Genomic DNA, 19,128 nt, shown 5'->3' with positions numbered 1-19,128 from the left:
TTGTTTTGTTAGAGTTGGATTGTGGAAACTAAACCTTTTCAATTAGGTAGAACCAATTCTAAGCCAGAAGATTGGATTAATTCAACTGTAGATATAGCGGTTAATATTTTGTCTCATAGATTGAAAACTATCAATGACTATTCAGAAGAAAGCATGCGAGTTAATGATTTAATTACAAAGGAGATATTAGGTAGAACTATATGGAAGTATAGTGAAGCTTTTGGAAAATTTAAAGGTTGCCCGTTTTGGAGCGTGAAGGCCTATGATTTTTACACCTCTCAAAAATCTAAGCCTACGATTTTAATTGCAAAAAATTTAAGACACGAACATACTTTTCCTCAAAAATTGTTAGTTAAAAAAATGTGGAATTTAAAAACCCCAAGCAAAAAAATAATTAGAGAGCTTTATGATAAATATGCAATTGCTACAGTAGTCACCAAAGAAGAAAATCTTAAACTTAACAGTACAGCCGTTGGACTAAGAAGCAATACAATCGACGAAAGTAATATTTGGTTGAGGTATAATAACGATCGAATAAAGATTAAAGTGATGAAAAACCCATTAGATAATATATTTTATAAGTATCATTATAAAAATATGGAAATAGCTAAAGTTATTTAATGAAAAAAATTGAAAAATTAGATGAAAGAATATAAGGGAAAAAAAATCAAACCAGTAAAGATTAAAGATATTGAGTTAGATAATTCTCCTCATTACTTTTATAAAGGAAAATATATGGGATTTTGTAACTCAGATGGTTTACCACATGGTTTTGGTGAACTGGTTTCTACAGTATCAAATGTTCATACTGATGAGCCAAACCCTTGGTCATGTAATGGAGAATGGGAAGATGGAGTATTTGTAAAAGGCAGTTATAATATGCCACCTTTTAGTAGACACCAGGGTGAATTTATTTTTAACGATGGAGACTGGCAACTAATAGGTGAAGGTATTCAATTGCATTATCGATCAGAAGATAATTATAATACTGATAATGTTATAGGTCATATTAAAGGTATTTTTGATGTTGGGAGTTTGGTTAAAGGTGAAATATTAAATTCTACATTGATAGAGTACTCAACATATAAAACTATTAAGAAAATAATCTTAAATGGTGAAATTCGAACAGAAAAAAGAAAAAATGGAGATCCAGTACACATAAATAGTGGAGAAATATTTTATGAAATTGATCAAGAATATTCAAACGGTAGTGATGAAGGACAATATAAAAAATACAAGGGTGAAATTGATTTTGATGCACCCCATGGTAAAGGCACAATGATTTTTGAAGATGGCTCAAAATATATTGGACAATGGGATAATGGACAAAGGGATGGTCAAGGTACTCATACATGGCTTAATGGAACAAAAACCATTGGTGAATGGAAGGATGGAGACCTTCTATAATAATGAAGAAGTGTACTTTAAAATTTACCAATGGAGACAAATACGAAGGAGAGCTAAAGGGTAAGAAAAAACATGGTTATGGAGTTTTTACTTGGGCAGATGGTTCAACCTTTAGAGGTGACTGGAAAGATGACAAGAAGCATGGACATGCAACTTTTATAGATGCCAAAGGAAAGGAGTTGTCTGGTTATTGGAAAAATGGTGAGTTTGATCAATTAGCTGGAAAACGAACAAGTGAAAAAATTGATCTAAAATATCTAAAGAAGAATTTAGATTTAAAAAAATTAATTAAGCATTTAGATACAGATACTGGTAATAAAGGCGGTGATTCAATATTTTATAATCTTTTAGAGGCATGCAGTAATAAGATTAATAATGAGGATGTATTATTTAACGAGATTGCTTCGCACGAAGAAAAGTTAACTAAAAGATTAGAGGACGCACTTTATTCAGGAACTTTCTTACCATTAGTTTGTGATAATTTTAAATTAGAAAATGCATTTACTACTAACGGGCCAGTACTAAATGACTACAGACAACACGCTTATAGCCATCAAATTATTAGCTCTAAAATCAACAAAACGTACTATGTTTTAGTTTATAAGGGGCTTGATTGGACTAACGATAGTCATTATTCAGATAAAAAATTTAAGGATAAAAAAGCAGCACTGAATTATATTAAGAAAGAACAAGAAAAATTATTAATAATGATTGCTAAAGATACAGAAGACAACACAGTTCTAAGTGAAGATAAAATTAAGAAACACCTTAGGATAAAAAAGAAGAAGAAATGAAGAAAAAAATTATTCCAAATTTTTTATTAATAGAGGGATCAAAATATAAGGGTGAGTTGAAGGATGGTAAACCACATGGCCAAGGAACTCATACTTTAGTTAATGGAGATAAATTTGTTGGTCAATGGATAAATGGACAGCATAAAGAAGGCACTATGACTTCGAAAGGGCAAATATACGTAGGTCAATTAAAAAATACTTATCACCATGGTCAAGGCACTATGACTTTTAAGAATGATGGGAGTAAATATGCTGGTCAATGGAAAGAAGATCTACGACACGGTCATGGCACTATGTCATTTTTAGATGGAGAAAAATATGTTGGTGAATGGAAAAATGATTTTCGCCATGGTCAAGGTACTTTAACACGTCCTGATGGCTTCAAGTATATCGGGCAATGGAAATTTGATTTAAAACATGGTCAAGGTACTTACACAAACTCTGATGGAGATGAATATGTTGGTCAATGGAAAAATGACAGCAAGCATGGTCAAGGCACTTACACTTGGCCCGATGGAGAGAAATATGTTGGTAAATGGAAAAATAACCTAAAACATGGTCTTGGCACTGTGACTCCAGCAAATGGTAAGTGGTATTTTGGCAAATGGAAAGATGGAGACTTTGTAGAATAATGAATAAAATAAAATTTGATAAAAAGTTAGAAAAAGTTCTAAAAAACGAAGCTTTAATAACATTCCCTGATGGCTGTAAATACACAGGCATGACCAAGAAAGATCCTAAAGATAATAAAAAATTAATGCCACATGGATTAGGTTTTGCAATGTGGCCTGATAAACAAAGTTATAAAGGCCAATTTAAAAATGGTACATTTGATGGTTGGGGTCATTACACAACACCAGATTCTCATGAATTTATTGGTTTATGGAAAACGGGTTTTATTGCAAAAGGAGAATGGAAAAAAGTAGATGGTCAACATTATGTTGGTGATTTTAAAAAAAGTAAATTTCATGGAACTGGCACAATGAACTATTCAAGTAATTATAAACATGAAGGTCAGTGGAAAGACAACGTTCCAAACGGTAAAGGGAAAATAACTTATTTAAAAGATTTTGAGGAAAATGAAAAGGGTACAGTATGGAGAGGCAATTTTAAAGATGGTCAAATGCATGGAAAGTTTGAAATAACTTTCTCTGATGGTGATATAATAGACTCTGTATTTGTAAATGGAGTTAGAACTATTGCTGAATACAGAGATGAAAGAAAAATTCTTCTTAAAAATATTAAATATCTTGATGCTGATTTTTTAGAAAAGGCTAGTGATCATCTAAAAAAAGATAAAAAATTTATCCTTAAAGCAGTAAAGATAAATGGTCTTGCCCTTGAATATGCTGATGATAGCTTGAAGAAAGACAAAGAAGTCGTTCTTGCGGCAATGAAAGAGAATCCTAGGGCAATGATGGATGCTGATGATAGCTTGATGACAGATAAAGAAGTGGTTTTAATGGGATTTAACTACGATGTTGAATTGTTAGATTTTGCTGCTGATAGTTTAAAGAAAGATAGAAAATTTATTCTACAATTGGTCAAGAAAGATGGTGACGCTCTTGAATTTGCTGATGAAAGTTTAAAGAAAGATCCTGATATTCTAGCAATACTTAATAAAAAGAAGAAATGAATAAAAAAGAGGCATTAAGACTAGTTAAAAAAGATGGTTTTGAATTAGAAAACCTTCCAGCCCATTTTAAAAAAGATAAAGAAATCGTTCTTGTGGCCGTGAAACATAGTCAATACGGTCACCCTCTAGAATATGCAGATGAAAGATTAAGAAAAGATAAAAAATTTATTTCAGAGTTAGTGAGGCTAAACCCTAGCGTTATAGTGTACATACATGACAGTTTAACAAAAGATAAAAAATTTCTCTTAGATCTATTAAAAATAGATTCTTTCTTTTTATTGTTTCATGTCGAAATAGATAAAAGATTTAATTATTTATTAAAAGATAAGGAATTTATGCTTAAGATAATAAAGCATAACATAGATGCTCTTGGTTACGCTGATAATACTTTAAGAAAAGACAAAAATTTTTTGCTTGAAGTGTTAAAACAAAATAGGGATGCAATCATGCATTTTGATAACAGCCTAGTAGCAGACAAAAAATTTGTCTTAAGTGCAGTAAAACAAGGCTCTGATATTTTACCATACTGCACCCAAGCATGTTATGAAAATGAAGAGATTAACTTAGCAGCACAGAAAATAACTAAAAAAGCAATAGCAACTCTGTCCAAAAAAAAAACTGATAATAAGGTTAATAAGTATGGAATGACAGAATTAGAAGGAGCTAAAGAAGAAATGTTTAAATTAAAATATTTCTTATCAGAAATAAAAAAGAAAAAGAATTGAAAAAAATGAAAAAAATTAAGTATGAGTATGGTGATAAAAAAAAATTAACAGAAGTTAAAAAAAAATTTAAGATAGATCAATTCATTAAGATTTTAAACTCCAAAGAAAACCCAAGTATATTTGATGCCTTAGAAGAAATCACAAAAGTTGAGATATCAGTTAATGATGAATTTACCAGTAGAATGGGATTAATAGATTTTTCTAAAAAAATTAGCAATCAACTTACATATGTTCCTTTAATAACTTTTGCAGCCTATAATGAATCAATTTCCAGTCTTTTAGACTTTGGATTATTAAGGTGTATTTTAAATAAAAAAAAAGATTTTCAAATTTATTTGATTAAAAGCGATATTGTAACAAAAGGTATTCCATACGGAGATATAGTGAGCATAAATTATTTTGAGTTAAATAAAGAACCTGAAGAAGATGAACTTCTTAAAATTTTATATAAAAAAATAAAACAAAATGAACCATATACTGAAGATATTCATTTATACTCTGAATTAAATTGGTCAAAGGTTAAGCTCAAAAAATTTATCAAAACCACAGATAAAAAATTATTATTTTTCTAGTATTAGTCAATAAGAAGAAGAAATGAATAAAACAAAAAAGCACTTTAGGATAAAAAAAGAAAGAATTGCATTAATTCAATTATTTGAAAACTTAACATTTGATGAGAAGAAAAAGTTACTAAGGAAGGTAAACCAATCCATGGTAGATTCAGCTAATAAGCTATTAGTGGAAGACTATCCCCCAAGTGAACTACTAACAAAATTCCCCAATAGATTTACGAGTGAGGTTCAGGCCAAAGTTTTATATATGGGAAGAAACCTCCTTATTAGGGGTGCTAAAAATGAGCTATTTAAAGAAAAAAGAAAAAAAAATATTAAACCAGTTAAGTATTTTTTTGGCAAAGGATATGGTTAAATCATAAATATGAATAATACTTTTAAAATTACCTGTCCAAGCTGTAAGAAGGAATTTGATGCTGATAGTGCATTTAATTTACATTTTGAAACAGCTAAAAAAGAAGCTGGAAAGAAAGCAGAGATGGATGCTGCTAAAAAATATAAATCACAAATAGAAAGTGCTGCAAAAGAAATTGAAATAGCTAAAAAAGAAGCTGGAAAGAAAGCAGAGATGGATGCTGCTAAAAAATATAAATCACAAATAGAAAGTGCTGCAAAAGAAATTGAAATAGCTAAAAAAGAAGCTGGAAAGAAAGCAGAGATTGATGCTGCTAAAAAATATAAATCACAAATAGAAAGTGCCGCAAAAGAAATTGAAATAGCTAAAAAAGAAGCTGGAAAGAAAGCAGAGATTGATGCTGCTAAAAAATATAAATCACAAATAGAAAGTGCTGCAAAAGAAATTGAAATAGCTAAAAAAGAAGAACAAATAAAAACAAAAAAAATAGCCGCCGAAGAATTAAAAGAATTAGAAAGAAAAAAAGATGCAGAAATTTTACAAATAAAAAAAAGAGAAGAGATAACAAACGATAGGCTTAAGAAGCGTACTGAAGAAATGACTTCTTTGATGAAAAATAAAAATGTTGAATTACAAGGAGAGGTTCAAGAAGAAAACCTTCAAGACTTCTTACAAAGAAAATTCCCTGAGGATCATTTAGAGCCAATTAAAAAAGGAGAAAAAGGTGGAGACTGTATTTTAACAATAAATTATAAAGAAAAGAAGAATATTGCAAAAATATATTTTGAAAGCAAAGACACAAAAGGTTTTAATGAAAAATGGGCAGATAAATTATTGAATGATATGAAAGAGAAGGGTATTGCAAATGGAATTATTGTTGCATCCCATACCTGTCTCCCTGCTGATATCGATAAATATACCAGTTATGTGGAGCGACACGGAAATTCAATAACAATTATTCCTATGGAATTTAAAATTATTCATGTTGTAGTTAATAGAATTCGTTCAATTTTAATCCTTAAAGCTAGAGAGAATAACGATCATGAAATTCCTGAGATCATGAAAAAATGCTGGGCTAATTTAAATAGTCCTAATTTTCAATTGCCTATTAAAAGTATGATTTCTGAGATAAGAACAATGGAGAAGATTTTCAAACAAGAACGTACAGCATTTGAAAGATCGTCAGCAAATAAAGAAAAAACTATTAATGGTGTTAAAACTAATTTAGTTAAAATAGTGACCTCTTTTACACGTTCTGTAGGTGATATATTTCCTGATGATTTACTAGAACACAAAGATGATCAGTTCATTGAGTAAAAAAGTGGATAAATCAAATTATTCCCCAACAGATTTGAATAATTTTGTATCTTGTAAATATCATATTAAAAATGACCGCCTAAAAGATGAGTTAAAGCTCAAAAAAAAAGAAAAAAACGCAAATTTAAAGCTTAGAATTGAATATGGAATAAAACATGAAGCTAACCATTTTGAACTACTTAAAAAAAAACATAAAAAACACATCACAATAAATCCCAATCAATCAGCTGAAAAAAAGTGTGCTGAAACTATTAAGGCCCTAAAAGATGGCCATGATTTAATTTATAAAGCATATTTTATTGATAATAACTTTAGAGGTGAAGTAGATTTTTTATTAAAAATAAAAAGTAAATCTAAGTTAGGAGATTATAGTTATGAAGTTTACGATACCAAAATTACTAAAAATCTTAGACCTAAACATGTTTTGCAAATCACAGGTTATTCATATCTGTTAAGTAAAATACAAGGATTTACTCCTATTAAGATGTATTTAATAGATGGAGCAAATATAACACATGATTTTAAAGTAAGTGAATTTTTAGATTATTTTTTATATACAAAAGATAATTTTGAGAAATTTTTACCAAAAGTTGAGAAAATAAATTTATATCCAGAAAAATGTTCATTTTGTAATATTTGTCCATGGCTTGATGAGTGTGAAAAAATTTGGGTAGGAGACAATTATATTAACCAGATATGTGGAATAAATGTTTCACAAATTACAAAATTAAAAAAAGAAAATATTAGAACAGTAGAAGCTTTAGCTACAACAGAAATTAATGATATTAAATCAAAGATAAACCCTTCTACTAAAATTAAGTTATATGAACAAGCCAAGCTTCAAGAAGAGAAAAGAATAACTGGAAAAAGCAGATTTGTAATTAATGAAACAGAAAATGACAAAGGGCTTTATAAAATGCCCGAACCTAATGCAGGTGATTTATTTTATGATATAGAAGGGTTCCCTCAAGCTGATGCAAGAAATTTTGAATATTTACATGGTATATATTTTGATAATAATAAAAATAAAGAATTCAAATACTTTGGTGTAAAAAAGTATAACAAAGAAGAAGAAAAAAATATATTTATAGAATTAATTATTTTTTTAGAAAAACATTTTAATAAATACCCTGATGCCTACATTTATCATTATAATGATTACGAAAAAAGAGCTTTAAGGGAACTTGCATCAGAATATTCATCATCTTTTCCCAAGGGAAATAATTTTGTAGATCGTTTACTTAGACAAGAAAAATTTGTCGATTTATATCGCGTCGTATCTCAATGCATGCAAACAACTGAAAAAGATCTTTCATTAAAAACAATTGAAAAATTTTATCGTGACGAAAGAAGTGCTAACATTAAAACCGCTGATGATAGTATAAGATTATTTGATGATTGGTGCTCTACTGGTGATAAAACAGCAATGAGTGACATTATTAATTATAATGAGGAAGATTGTATATCAACACATGATTTAAGAAATTTTCTACTGGAAAATAGACCTAAAGATTATTCATGGTTTTCTCAAACAGAAGATGAGAAAGATAAAAATATAGAAGTTAAAGATTTTGAAGTTAAAGAAACTTCAACTCTTTTAAAATTAGAAGCTAAAAAAAAGACTGGTAATCCTACAATTATCGAGGAATTAATTAATCTCGTAGGCTTTCACAGAAGAGAGGATAAATCAAAATATTGGGCTAAATTTGATCGACTTGAAAAAACACCTGAGGAGCTTGAAGATGACCCCGAATGTATTGCTAGTGCTTTGTTTGAAAAAAAGATTTCAATAAAAGATTCAGATAAAATTACGTTTGTTTATAAATTTAAGGAACAAAATTTCAAATTAAAAGAAGGGGATACTGCATTTGACATTATCTCTGATACCTCTTTTGGTACCATAACTAAAATTACTGAAATTAAAGATGATGAAAACTATATTGAATGCACTTTAGGACAAAAACGTTTAGATAAAGTTGGCGAGCCTCCTAAAAATTTTGACTTTGGACCTAGTGCAATTGTTAACTCTGCTACAATTGCTTCTGCATTAAACAAATTTATTATCGATTATTCGGAATCTAAACAAACAAAATATAAGTGTGCTGAAGATATATTAAAAAATAATTACCCTGACGTAGCTGGTATTAAACAAGGTGACGCAATTATAGATATTAAAAAAGATTTAGTAGAAGAGTCAATTTTAGTAGTTAAAAAATTAAACTCTTCATTTTTGTTAGTACAAGGTCCGCCGGGCTCTGGAAAAACTTACACATCTGCTAAAATTATTTTAAGTTTACTTAAAGATAATAAAAAAGTTGGAATTACCAGTAATTCACATAAAGCGATTAATAATCTTTTAACTCAAATAGAAGATTTAGCTGAAGAAGAAAATTTTACATTTAAAGGTTTAAAAAAATCAAGCAAAGAAGAGCAAAGGTTAAATGGTAAAATCATTGAAGATGTAAGCGGTAGAATGAAAGAGTTTCCTAAAGATTATTTATTACATGCTGGAACAGCTTGGCTATTCTCAGACCCAAGATACGATTTAAAAATGGATTATTTATTTGTAGATGAAGCAGGTCAAGTAGCTCTTGCCAATACATTGGCTATTGCAACAAGTACAAAAAATATTATTCTTATTGGGGATCAAATGCAATTATCACAACCAATCCAAGGAATTCATTCTGGTAATTCAGGAAAGAGTGCTTTAGATTTTTTACTTGAAGGTGAAGACACCATACCAGTTTCTAGAGGTATATTTTTAAGTGAAACTAGAAGACTAAATAAAAATATTTGTGATTATATTTCATCAAGTTTTTACGATTTTCGTCTTAAGCCACACCCAGTAACTAGTGAAAGATCTTTAGAGTTAGATTTAAAAAATATTAAGAATGAAGGTATAGTTTTTCTTCCAACAGACCACAAAGACTGTACTCAAAAATCTGATGAAGAAGCAAAAATAATCAAAGATTATTATTCCAAGATTATTGGAAAGGATTCAATTGATGTTGGAAAAAATAAGAAAATAACTCAAGATGATATTATGGTTGTAACCCCATTTAATATGCAGGTTAATAACTTGAAAAAAATAATAAATCAAAATGAAGCAAAAATTGGTACAATAGACAAGTTCCAAGGACAGCAATCAAAAGTTGTGTTTATATCAATGACTTCGTCAGATCCTGAAAATTTACCAAGACATAAGGAATTTTTTTTTAGTAGAAATAGATTAAATGTTGGCATATCGCGTGCCCAGAGCTTAGCCATTATTCTATTTAACCCGAGTCTTTTACTCGCTAATTGCCAAAAAATAAATGAGATGAGACTAGTTAATAATTTTTGCAAACTTTTAAAATATAAAATTCAATAAATAATTATGACTGCTTTTTATTTTGATAAAATAGAAAATTTTCTTAAGAAAAATAATCTAGAGATAGTAGGAATTTTATCAGAAAAACAAACAAGAATTTTAGATTTAAATCCAAAAGAAATTAGCCACGGAAACTTCAAAATAAAAACTTAAATAAAGAATAAAAATTAAATCTTTAATTTGGGTAATCTTTTTACAAGTTCATTCGTTTCTAGTGAAACAGTAATTACTTTTTGTATTAGTTCTAATGGATAAGCAGGATTTTTCATAGTTTCATTAGCATAATCGTTAGGATCATTTATAATTCCAGTATCATCATCACGCATTATCATTTGTTTATCCATAACCCATTCAACAGCAGATTTTCCATTAATTTCATAATCATATGTGTCTAATGGAATATTTTCTAAAGTAATTAGATTATTATAAATTATTACTGTTCTATCAGTTACCTTTTTAACTTTTTTAAAATGCATTTTATTAACTCGAAATAGACTTTTTTTGTCTTTTATGTCCTTATCAAAGTTAACTATTTTACAAGGGTATTTTTTTTGGTTTTCAAAATTAATATGTAATTCTGAAAGTTTTTTGCCAATTTTAACAAAATTTTTAAAATCATCTAATATTTTAACATATAGTATACGAATACTTTTTTTTTTTAGATTGTTTGAAAAGTCATTAATAAATTCTTTTGAATGAAGTAAGCCATAAATGTAATAAAATATATCATGTTTACTTATTGTTTTATCTGAATAGAACTTTTTTACAAAAATAAGTTCTTTTTCATTAATATTATCTACTTTTTCAAAATTTGAGTGTTTTTCAAATTGATTGGAGAACAAGCCATCCTCTAAATTATTGTCGTTATAAGTATTTAATGAATAACATTGACTATTAAACATAACTTGAAAGTCTGGTAAATCATTTATCATTAATGCAGAAAAATCATTTTTATTTCCACTCCCTGCACAAGCAATAATGGGATTTAATTTATCATGTTTGTTAAAAATTTTGCCCAACTGATACTGAACTTCGTTTAAATCTTTATCAAAATACACATAAGTTTTTATAAATGGTCTATATTGAGAAATCATTATTTTACTTTCATCAAATATTAATCTTTTCTTTTTTTGAATTTTTTGAAATAAACCTCTTGACCAGCTTATTTTTTTTTTGTCATTACTTACCTCATTTTTAATCTGCTCTATATTTAAATTTTTATTTATAATTTTATTTAATTGTTGGTTGTAAAAATTAATAGTCAACTCTATGTTTTGTTTCAATTTTGTCTTTGAAAAATTATAACACCACTTATCTCTACTTGTAACTACTCCTGAGGATGTTATCTCAAAAATTTTATTTTTTTCATTTTTATCTTTAGATGATAAAAGTTTCAAATTATCATATTTATCATTCCCTTTATTTAACCAATCATTATTTTTATTAGGAATTATATTTTCAAATTTATTATTCTCTACAATAGTTTTGATACTTGAAAATTGTTTTATTTTGTTTAATTTTTGTTTTCGATCAAAATAATCTCCAATATCGTAATAAAATATTTCTCCCTTTTTTTTTGATTTGCTATTCTTTATTAAAAAAGTAATCGCTATAGGTGTTCTGCTACCAGACCCAAATATATTTCCACCTTCTTTTTTCCTTAATTCACCAGCTGTTCTAGCATTGCCTCTTAAATTTATTACATATATAGATGAAAATTCTTCAAATAAAGTTTTTCTAAAACCATCAGTAGCTTTATTATCTATCCAACTTGCATTAGTAATGTATGCAATTATTCCATCATCTGACAGTCTATCCGATGCCCAACGAAAACTTCTTATATAACTATCATATAAAGCACTTTGTCTTACAGCTTGGGAGTTTTTACCGTATGTGCTTCTAATTTTTTCATCCAAATTTAGATATTTTATATTTTGAGCATTATCATTTTCTGACTTCTGCCCAATAGAATACGGTGGATTAGATATAATTATTTTAATAGGACTTTTTTTTTGTCTTGTTCTTTTTTTTGAGTTATCTGGCAACAAGTCAGCAATTAAATCTCTTTCTTGTTCGTATAATTGAAAAGTATCTGTCAGTACAGATCCATTAAACGGTTGGTATTGATTACTTTTTATAATTGAATGATAAGTAGACTCAATATTTATTGTAGCAATATAATATGCCAAAAGAATTATTTCATTTGCATGAATTTCATTTTCATATTTATATTTTAGTTGAGTTGGATTGAAAATTTCAGAACTAAGCAGTCTATTTATGAAAGTTCCAGTTCCAGTAAATGGATCAAGAATGCTAACTTTTTTATCACTTAATTTCTTATTAAATTCAACATCTAATAGATATTGTGTTGATGAAATCATAAAATCTACAATCTCAATAGGGGTATAAACTATTCCAAGTTTTTGAGTAGTTAGTGGAAAAGCATTTTTAAAAAATCTCTCATAAAGTTCGTTAATTAATTTTGATTTACCCTTAGAAGTAATAATTCCACTTGATCGTCTTTTTACACTTTCATAAAAATTATTTAAAGTTGAGTCTTTTCCAACATCACCAGGTGAATATATTTTATCTACTGTAAATTGAATAGCTCTTGATATTGAATTTTCTTTGGTAAACTCGTTACCATCAAAGAGAATATCAAAGACAGGTTTAGTAATTATGTGTTGAGCAAGCATTTCAACAGCATCATTTTCAGAAATTTCTGGATTTAAATCATCTCTAATTTCTTTTAAAAAACTATCAAATACTTTTTTTTCTTTTGAATTTGATTTAACAATTATTGAATTAATATTATTAATATGTTCTTTGGCTATCTTAGCTATATCAGAAGACCAGTTTTCCCAATAGTCTCTAGTTCCACATTTTTGAACTATTTTAGCTTTTATAGCTTGTGATAAATCGTCAAGTTCAAATGACATTTGGTCTTCTGCTGAAGTTTTATCATCCTCTTGTTTTTCATCATTTTGATCAATATTAATAATTACATCCTCTTCTTTGTCTTTTTTTTGTTTTTTCTTTTTAACATCATCAACTTTTGCAGTGGTAGCATCTTGTTCTGCTGACATAGTTACAATTTCGATTTTATCTGATATGTCTTCGCCCAAACTCAACATATTTACTTTTCCATCTAATCTCTCGTCATGCGTTCGAAGTGCATTAACAATTTGCCAGACAACTTTATATTTTTCATTATCATTTAAAGCTTTTTCTGGTGAAACCCCAGGTGCTACGGTTACTGGGATAATTACATATCCTAATTTTTTACCCTCAGCCTTTCTCATTACTCTGCCAACTGCCTGTACTACATCAATCTGACTTTTTTTAGGATGTAAAAACATTATTGCATCAAGACTAGGAACATCCACACCTTCAGATAAACATTTTACATTTGAAAGAATCCTGCAGATATTATTTTCTGTGTCATCTTTTAACCAATTAAGATTATTATTTCTTTGATCTGCATTAAAAGTACCATCAATATGTTGAACCTCTACATTTAGATCGACTTTACTTTGTTCTTTAATATTTTCATTTTTTACATATTCACTAATTACTCTTGAAAATTCTTTTTGAAATATTTTTGAAATTTCTATACTTTGAGTAAAGGCAATAGCTTTCTTAATTGGTTTTAATTTTTCATTTTCATTTTTATCAAATCCTACTTTTGCTAAAGCTTTGTATACACCAATAATTTTTGTAGCATCAGTTAGATTAAGTTCACTTCCATCTTCTAGTGATTTTTGTAAATTTGAACTTACTAGACCTTCATCAACAGCAAGAATAACAACTTTATAATCACTTAAAAGGTTATTTTCTACAGCCCAATTAAACCCCCTATTAAAGAATTCCTTTCCATACTTATCTGGATCATCCATTGATGCAAGTTCAACTCTACCTTCATCTGCTTTTTTCTTTGCCTTATTACCAAATATTCTGGGTGTTGCTGTCATATATAATCTTTTTTTGCCCTCTACATATTTATCTTCATGAATTTTAACAAAATGTGACTCTTCCTGATCTTCAAATGTTGCACCAGTAGTTCTATGTGCCTCATCACAAATTATAAGATCAAACGAATTCATATTAAATTTTTTTTGAGCATCTGATATTACTTCGATTGATTGATACGTAGAAAAGACAACTATCATTTTATTTTTTTCAACGTTTAAAATTTCTTCTGCTAATTTTTTAGAGTCTGTAGTAGCTGGTATTGCTAATTCATTTAACTTTACTTGAATTAGATCGTTATCATTTTTTACCTTTCCAATTTTTTTGTCAGAACATGCAGAAAAAGCTATAAAATCTTCCTCACAATCATTTTTCCACTCTCTAATAGTTTGCGACATTAGAGCTAGTGAAGGAACCATATATAAAATAAATTTTTTATTAGCAATTGTCTCAGCAATTTTTAAGCTAGTGTAGGTTTTACCTGTTCCACACGCCATAATCATTTTTCCTCTAGAATTTGATGAATAATATTTTTTTGCTTCCTCAATAGCCTTTATTTGATGATCTCTAGGTTCTTTTTTATTTGATAAAATAATTTTATCGTTCTCAATATACTCCAACCAATCTATTCTAGAGTTTTCTAAATCATATTTTTGTATTCTTTGATATGTTTTGTTTAAGTTGTCGATCATACTTTTGGCATTAGGTCCAAGATCTTCATTTGAAGTATCAATTAGAATTAGCCTGGTAAAGATTTCACTAGACGATGCAGAAACAAAGGAGTCCAAATCTTCTTTTGTAATTTGATGGTCAGATCTAAAAAATTTACACTGAATTGCAGCAAGACCTTTATCATTTTTTAGTTCTCCAACGAGATCAATACCAATGTCAGTTTTTGAGAAGTTGAGATTTTCTTTAGCCCAGTCTTTATAGTGCCAAATTTTATTAAATTGTTGTTTTTGAATATCATCATTTTCAAAATATATTTTTGAGAGTTTTTCAAAAGCAGAACCTTGTTCAACTGTATTAGAAGATTTAGCTCTTATTTTTTCTAATGTTTTGTTAAAAATTGAAGACATATAAAAAAATAACACAAACTTTTTTAGTTTACTATTAGTTATTTAAATTCATAAACTCAACATTATTAGAGCAAATTTTAAACATACATCAATGATCTAAATAGAATCATGCATTGGATTTCATTCCTTTTTTTGCGTTTACGTTTTTTTTCCTTATATTCCTCTTTACGTAAACCTCTTGATATGAGAAGGGGTGAAACCATTACAAACTACAAATTACTTTCCCTTAAAAATACAACCAACAATAGGAGTTTTGATATATGGAAATAAACGGTATTAATAAATACTGTCATGTAAGCGCTTACATTGCTTATGATAACTGCAGCCCAGTTTACAAACAAACCTTCAAGTTTGAACTCAGTCCCAGCACCCATAACAGCATCATTTGGGAGAAAATAATCAAAATACTCAAGAAAAACGGAATAAATGTGGAGCTTAAATCATGAAGCGGTTCTTAATTTTTGTATCAGCTCACTTGTTTTTGTTTCTATTAGTCATTGCCTATCAAGCTCAAGCAGATCATGAAGAATGGACCATCGATCAATTTAACAGCTTAGCCTATGCCAGAGTATCAGGTGAAATTACTCATGGGGATTCATTGAATTTTTTTATTTCATCTGAAGATGATTGTGAAAAAGTTTATAATAACTTTACTTTTTATACCTATGAAAAACCTGGAGATATTAAGCAATTAATAGACAAAAACATTCCGATAAAGATTAACGGTGTAGATGTAACAGCAAATGTTATTAGTGTTTCACCTTTTTTAATGGGATACAGGGTATCGTTTAGTTTGGGTACATTTCCTATTAAAGAATACATGCATTTTTTAAAAGAATTCTATGATGAATTTCAGAAGTATGAAATTGAGATAGTAGATGGGGTCGATTTTAAAGCAGCTAAGTATTTTGACATAACAACTAATAACTGGAAATTAGATAAGCTTGTTCCATCCGTCTTAGAGGCCAATAAGCTATGTAAAACTCTTAATGATTTGGATAGTTAGATAATGTTAAGAATTATTTTACTAATCTTACTATTATTACCAACAACCTCTAACGCTGATCAAGGTTTGAAAATCTCATGCCTTGATATGAAATATGTAGTCATTGGAAGAAAGCATGACCCTTTAAAATTTACAATGCAAGCTGTAGGGCTTGAATACTTTGATAAAGAGAAGGGTGAATTTGTCATGATTGAAGCTAATAAATTAGATATTGGTGAAAACCAGATAACTGCAAGGTTTGCAGATTATGAGTTAGGGTTTCAAATGATTTTGCTTGATGGAGATACAAAACCTAGCATGACATTATCAAAGTATGATTATAAAAATAATAGGTTCTTAGAACATTATAAATGTGATGTTGAAACTACAAATATAGAATAAAAATAAATAAAAAAATTATTAAAAATCCCACGTTATCTTATTTAATTTTATAAAGTCCTATAGTCTCCCATGTAGTCCTATAAAATTTTGACATTTTTATTAAAAAAAATTGGTTATTAGTTTTTTTTTCTTACGTTCTATAAACGTTCTGTTGAATATTAAAGACAATAGGATATAAAGAAGTTCTTAGCGTTTTGCTATGCGCCCCGAATAAATATTATTCATAGAGGCAGTGCTTAAATAATTACTTATCTCACAAATAAGACCCATAAATTAAGGAAAAAAAATATGGCGTCATCCAAGCAAACTCTTGCTAATAAAAATAATGCAAGAAGGTCTACTGGACCTAAAACAAAGTTAGGTAAAGAAAAAGTATCAATGAATGCAATAAAACTTGGCATTTATGCAGAACATCATGTGATGGTTGGTGAAGATACAGAGCAATACAAAGGTTATGTAGATCTTATGTTTAAAACTTTTGAGGTCTTTGATGCAATCAGTGGCTTAATTATACAACAAATCATTAGTATAGGGTGGAGGTTACAACGAATACCTCAAATTGAATGTGGGGTGTTTGGTATAGAAATGTCTGAATATCATAGGAGTTATAACAGCCCTAGCTTTGTTAAAATTAAGCATAAGGAGTTTCATCAAACCATTAAAAAGGATCTAGATCGCAGAAGTGAATTAATGGGTGCAGCTTATGTTAAAGATTGCAGCGGTGGTGATCGGATGATGAAATTAAATACAATGGAGGGAAGATTGTTAAGCAGGCAATCAAACTTAATTAATCAGTATTTAAGATATAAAAAATCTAAAGGAAAGGAGACCTAATGGTAAAACGTAATACACCTGATTGGCAAATATCAGCTTTTGATAAAGATAATAATTCTTGTGTCAAAACAAAGCCATTTAATGAAAAGATAAAAGAACTGGAAGCGGCTTATGCAAAATCAGAAGAAACAAAGGCAAAAGTTGAAGATATTGATACGTCTACTTTTTATTTAAAAGATGAGCCTGTAAAAGAAGAGAAAGATGACAAGGTTGATGAACTTAAAGAATATCAAGAAATGAGAGACCGTCAGAGAAAAGAAGAGCTAGAAAAGTTGAGAAGAGATGAGAACAAGGTTGTCTTTACAAGCGTTCCTAGAAAAGATCCCAATCGAGGAATGCACTTTGTGAGTTGTTCTGAACCTATAAATAAAGGGAAACTTGGCTCATCTAGGTCTTTTATTAAAAAAAAAGATAAGGAATATTACTAAAAATAGAGTCGGTACATGAAGTTAACCGAGACTACCGTTAAGATAATAACGAGTAAGTAGAGAGATATATAATCTTTTGGAGTTAACATGATTTATAAATACTCTTATTGCTATGAACTTGCTAGTTTCTTTTTAGGATCGTAGAAAGGTTTTTCAGCAACCGTTGCTTTAATGATTTTGTCGTTCATTTTAACATCAAGTACCGTTCCAATTTCTGAATTGTTAATTGAAACCATTGCAAGGGCTATGTTTTGTTTTAATCTCGGTGAATAAACGGCAGAAGTAATTTTACCAACTTGTTGTTTGTCTTTTAAGATTTCCCAAAAGGTAGTGTTAGGTCCAGTTAAAGGATCACAGTCTAAGATCATTCCAACTTGTTTTCTTTTAATGCCATCTTGGTTTATTTTTTTTAAAGCATCTTTACCAATAAAATTTATACCAGTATCAAGGTTAACTAGTCTTCCTAAATTTAGTTCATAAGGGTTCGTGTTAATATCAGCATCTGCATGGTACGATAACATTCCACCTTCAATACGTCTAATCGATGATGTGTGACCTGGTTTTAATCCGTGAGGTTTACCAGCTGACATTATTTTTTCCCAAAGTTCATCTCCTTTAGAGCCATCTCTTAAATATAATTCGTAACCTAGTTCACTTGACCAACCTGTTCGAGAGACGACTAAAGGAATACCGTCTAAATCTAATTCACGTAACCAATAATATTTAAGATCATTAATACTTTCACCAAATAAAGCTTCCATAATTTTTCCAGAGTTTGGTCCTTGTAATTGAAGAGGGGAGACATCAGGTTCGATAATTTTAACATCAAGATTTGAATTTACCGCAACGCCTTGTGCCCATAATAAAACATCACTATCTGCAAGGGATAACCAATAATGGTTTTCTTTTAGCCTTAATAAAACTGGATCATTTAAAATTCCACCTTCATTATTAACTATTAAAACATATTTACATTGTCCAACTGAAAGTTTTGATAAATCCCTTGGTGTTAACAGTTGAATAAATTTTGTAGCATCTGGTCCAGTAATCTCTACTTGTCGCTCAACTGCAACATCACATAAAATTGCTTCATTAACTAAATTCCAAAAGTTTTGTTCAGGGGATCCAAAGTCACGAGGAATGTACATGTGATTATAAACTGAAAAACCCGTTGCACCCCATTTAACAGTTGAATTAAAGTAAGGAGATTTTCTAATCTGTGTTCCAAAGTTAAGATTTTTTTTATACACACTTA

17 protein-coding genes are annotated in these 19,128 nt (G+C 29.0%); 15 read left to right on the top strand and 2 right to left on the bottom strand.

The window, feature by feature from the left end:
• Positions 1-21: 21 nt before the first annotated feature.
• The 11 genes from AC5YGC_RS04335 to AC5YGC_RS04285 are packed head-to-tail and all read left to right on the top strand — an operon-like array spanning position 22 to position 10,329.
• A complete protein-coding gene (locus AC5YGC_RS04335; RefSeq protein WP_496139036.1) occupies positions 22-621 on the top strand; it encodes a hypothetical protein in 600 nt (199 codons plus the stop codon).
• Between the two features lie 21 nt (positions 622-642).
• Positions 643-1,407 (top strand): hypothetical protein, encoded by a 765-nt coding sequence (locus AC5YGC_RS04330; RefSeq protein ID WP_496139035.1) that lies wholly within the window; start codon positions 643-645, stop codon positions 1,405-1,407.
• Positions 1,383-2,201 (top strand): hypothetical protein, encoded by an 819-nt coding sequence (locus AC5YGC_RS04325; protein ID WP_502313997.1) that lies wholly within the window; start codon positions 1,383-1,385, stop codon positions 2,199-2,201. Before AC5YGC_RS04330 ends, AC5YGC_RS04325 begins: the two co-directional genes overlap by 25 nt.
• A complete protein-coding gene (locus tag AC5YGC_RS04320) occupies positions 2,198-2,833 on the top strand; it encodes an MORN repeat-containing protein (protein WP_496139033.1) in 636 nt (211 codons plus the stop codon). Before AC5YGC_RS04325 ends, AC5YGC_RS04320 begins: the two co-directional genes overlap by 4 nt.
• A complete protein-coding gene (locus AC5YGC_RS04315) occupies positions 2,833-3,837 on the top strand; it encodes a DUF4116 domain-containing protein (protein ID WP_496139032.1) in 1,005 nt (334 codons plus the stop codon). Before AC5YGC_RS04320 ends, AC5YGC_RS04315 begins: the two co-directional genes overlap by 1 nt.
• Positions 3,834-4,562, top strand: coding sequence for a DUF4116 domain-containing protein (locus tag AC5YGC_RS04310; protein ID WP_496139031.1), 729 nt, complete (start codon positions 3,834-3,836; stop codon positions 4,560-4,562). The genes AC5YGC_RS04315 and AC5YGC_RS04310 overlap by 4 nt, the downstream gene beginning before the upstream one ends.
• Positions 4,563-4,567: 5 nt before the next feature.
• Positions 4,568-5,134, top strand: coding sequence for a hypothetical protein (locus AC5YGC_RS04305; protein WP_496139030.1), 567 nt, complete (start codon positions 4,568-4,570; stop codon positions 5,132-5,134).
• 22 nt (positions 5,135-5,156) lie between these two features.
• Positions 5,157-5,489 carry a hypothetical protein gene (locus AC5YGC_RS04300; protein WP_496139029.1) on the top strand — a complete coding sequence of 111 codons (333 nt, stop codon included), beginning with the start codon at positions 5,157-5,159 and terminating at the stop codon, positions 5,487-5,489.
• 9 nt (positions 5,490-5,498) lie between these two features.
• On the top strand, positions 5,499-6,806 hold the full coding sequence (locus tag AC5YGC_RS04295; protein WP_496139028.1) for a DUF2130 domain-containing protein: 1,308 nt from the start codon (positions 5,499-5,501) through the stop codon (positions 6,804-6,806).
• Positions 6,787-10,176, top strand: coding sequence for a TM0106 family RecB-like putative nuclease (locus tag AC5YGC_RS04290; protein ID WP_496139027.1), 3,390 nt, complete (start codon positions 6,787-6,789; stop codon positions 10,174-10,176). The genes AC5YGC_RS04295 and AC5YGC_RS04290 overlap by 20 nt, the downstream gene beginning before the upstream one ends.
• Positions 10,177-10,182: 6 nt before the next feature.
• Positions 10,183-10,329 (top strand): hypothetical protein, encoded by a 147-nt coding sequence (locus AC5YGC_RS04285; protein WP_496139026.1) that lies wholly within the window; start codon positions 10,183-10,185, stop codon positions 10,327-10,329.
• 14 nt (positions 10,330-10,343) lie between these two features.
• Here the strand turns inward: AC5YGC_RS04285 and AC5YGC_RS04280 are convergent, their stop codons facing one another.
• Positions 10,344-15,224, bottom strand: coding sequence for a type ISP restriction/modification enzyme (locus AC5YGC_RS04280; protein WP_496139025.1), 4,881 nt, complete (start codon positions 15,222-15,224; stop codon positions 10,344-10,346).
• A 442-nt stretch (positions 15,225-15,666) separates the two neighbouring features.
• Here AC5YGC_RS04280 and AC5YGC_RS04275 point away from each other — a divergent pair, with 442 nt between their 5' ends.
• From AC5YGC_RS04275 to AC5YGC_RS04260, 4 genes are all read left to right on the top strand, one after another.
• On the top strand, positions 15,667-16,230 hold the full coding sequence (locus AC5YGC_RS04275; RefSeq protein WP_415277758.1) for a hypothetical protein: 564 nt from the start codon (positions 15,667-15,669) through the stop codon (positions 16,228-16,230).
• Between the two features lie 3 nt (positions 16,231-16,233).
• A complete protein-coding gene (locus AC5YGC_RS04270) occupies positions 16,234-16,611 on the top strand; it encodes a hypothetical protein (protein ID WP_496139024.1) in 378 nt (125 codons plus the stop codon).
• Positions 16,612-16,899: 288 nt separating this feature from the next.
• Positions 16,900-17,445, top strand: coding sequence for a hypothetical protein (locus AC5YGC_RS04265; protein ID WP_496139023.1), 546 nt, complete (start codon positions 16,900-16,902; stop codon positions 17,443-17,445).
• A complete protein-coding gene (locus AC5YGC_RS04260) occupies positions 17,445-17,873 on the top strand; it encodes a hypothetical protein (protein WP_502313996.1) in 429 nt (142 codons plus the stop codon). The genes AC5YGC_RS04265 and AC5YGC_RS04260 overlap by 1 nt, the downstream gene beginning before the upstream one ends.
• Before the next feature lie 110 nt (positions 17,874-17,983).
• Here the strand turns inward: AC5YGC_RS04260 and AC5YGC_RS04255 are convergent, their stop codons facing one another.
• Positions 17,984-19,123, bottom strand: coding sequence for a glycine cleavage T C-terminal barrel domain-containing protein (locus tag AC5YGC_RS04255; RefSeq protein ID WP_496139021.1), 1,140 nt, complete (start codon positions 19,121-19,123; stop codon positions 17,984-17,986).
• Between the last annotated feature and the right edge of the window lie 5 nt (positions 19,124-19,128).

It is taken from the genome of Candidatus Pelagibacter sp. uisw_138, from assembly GCF_059512485.2.
This window is presented reverse-complemented; position numbering and strand designations above follow the sequence as displayed.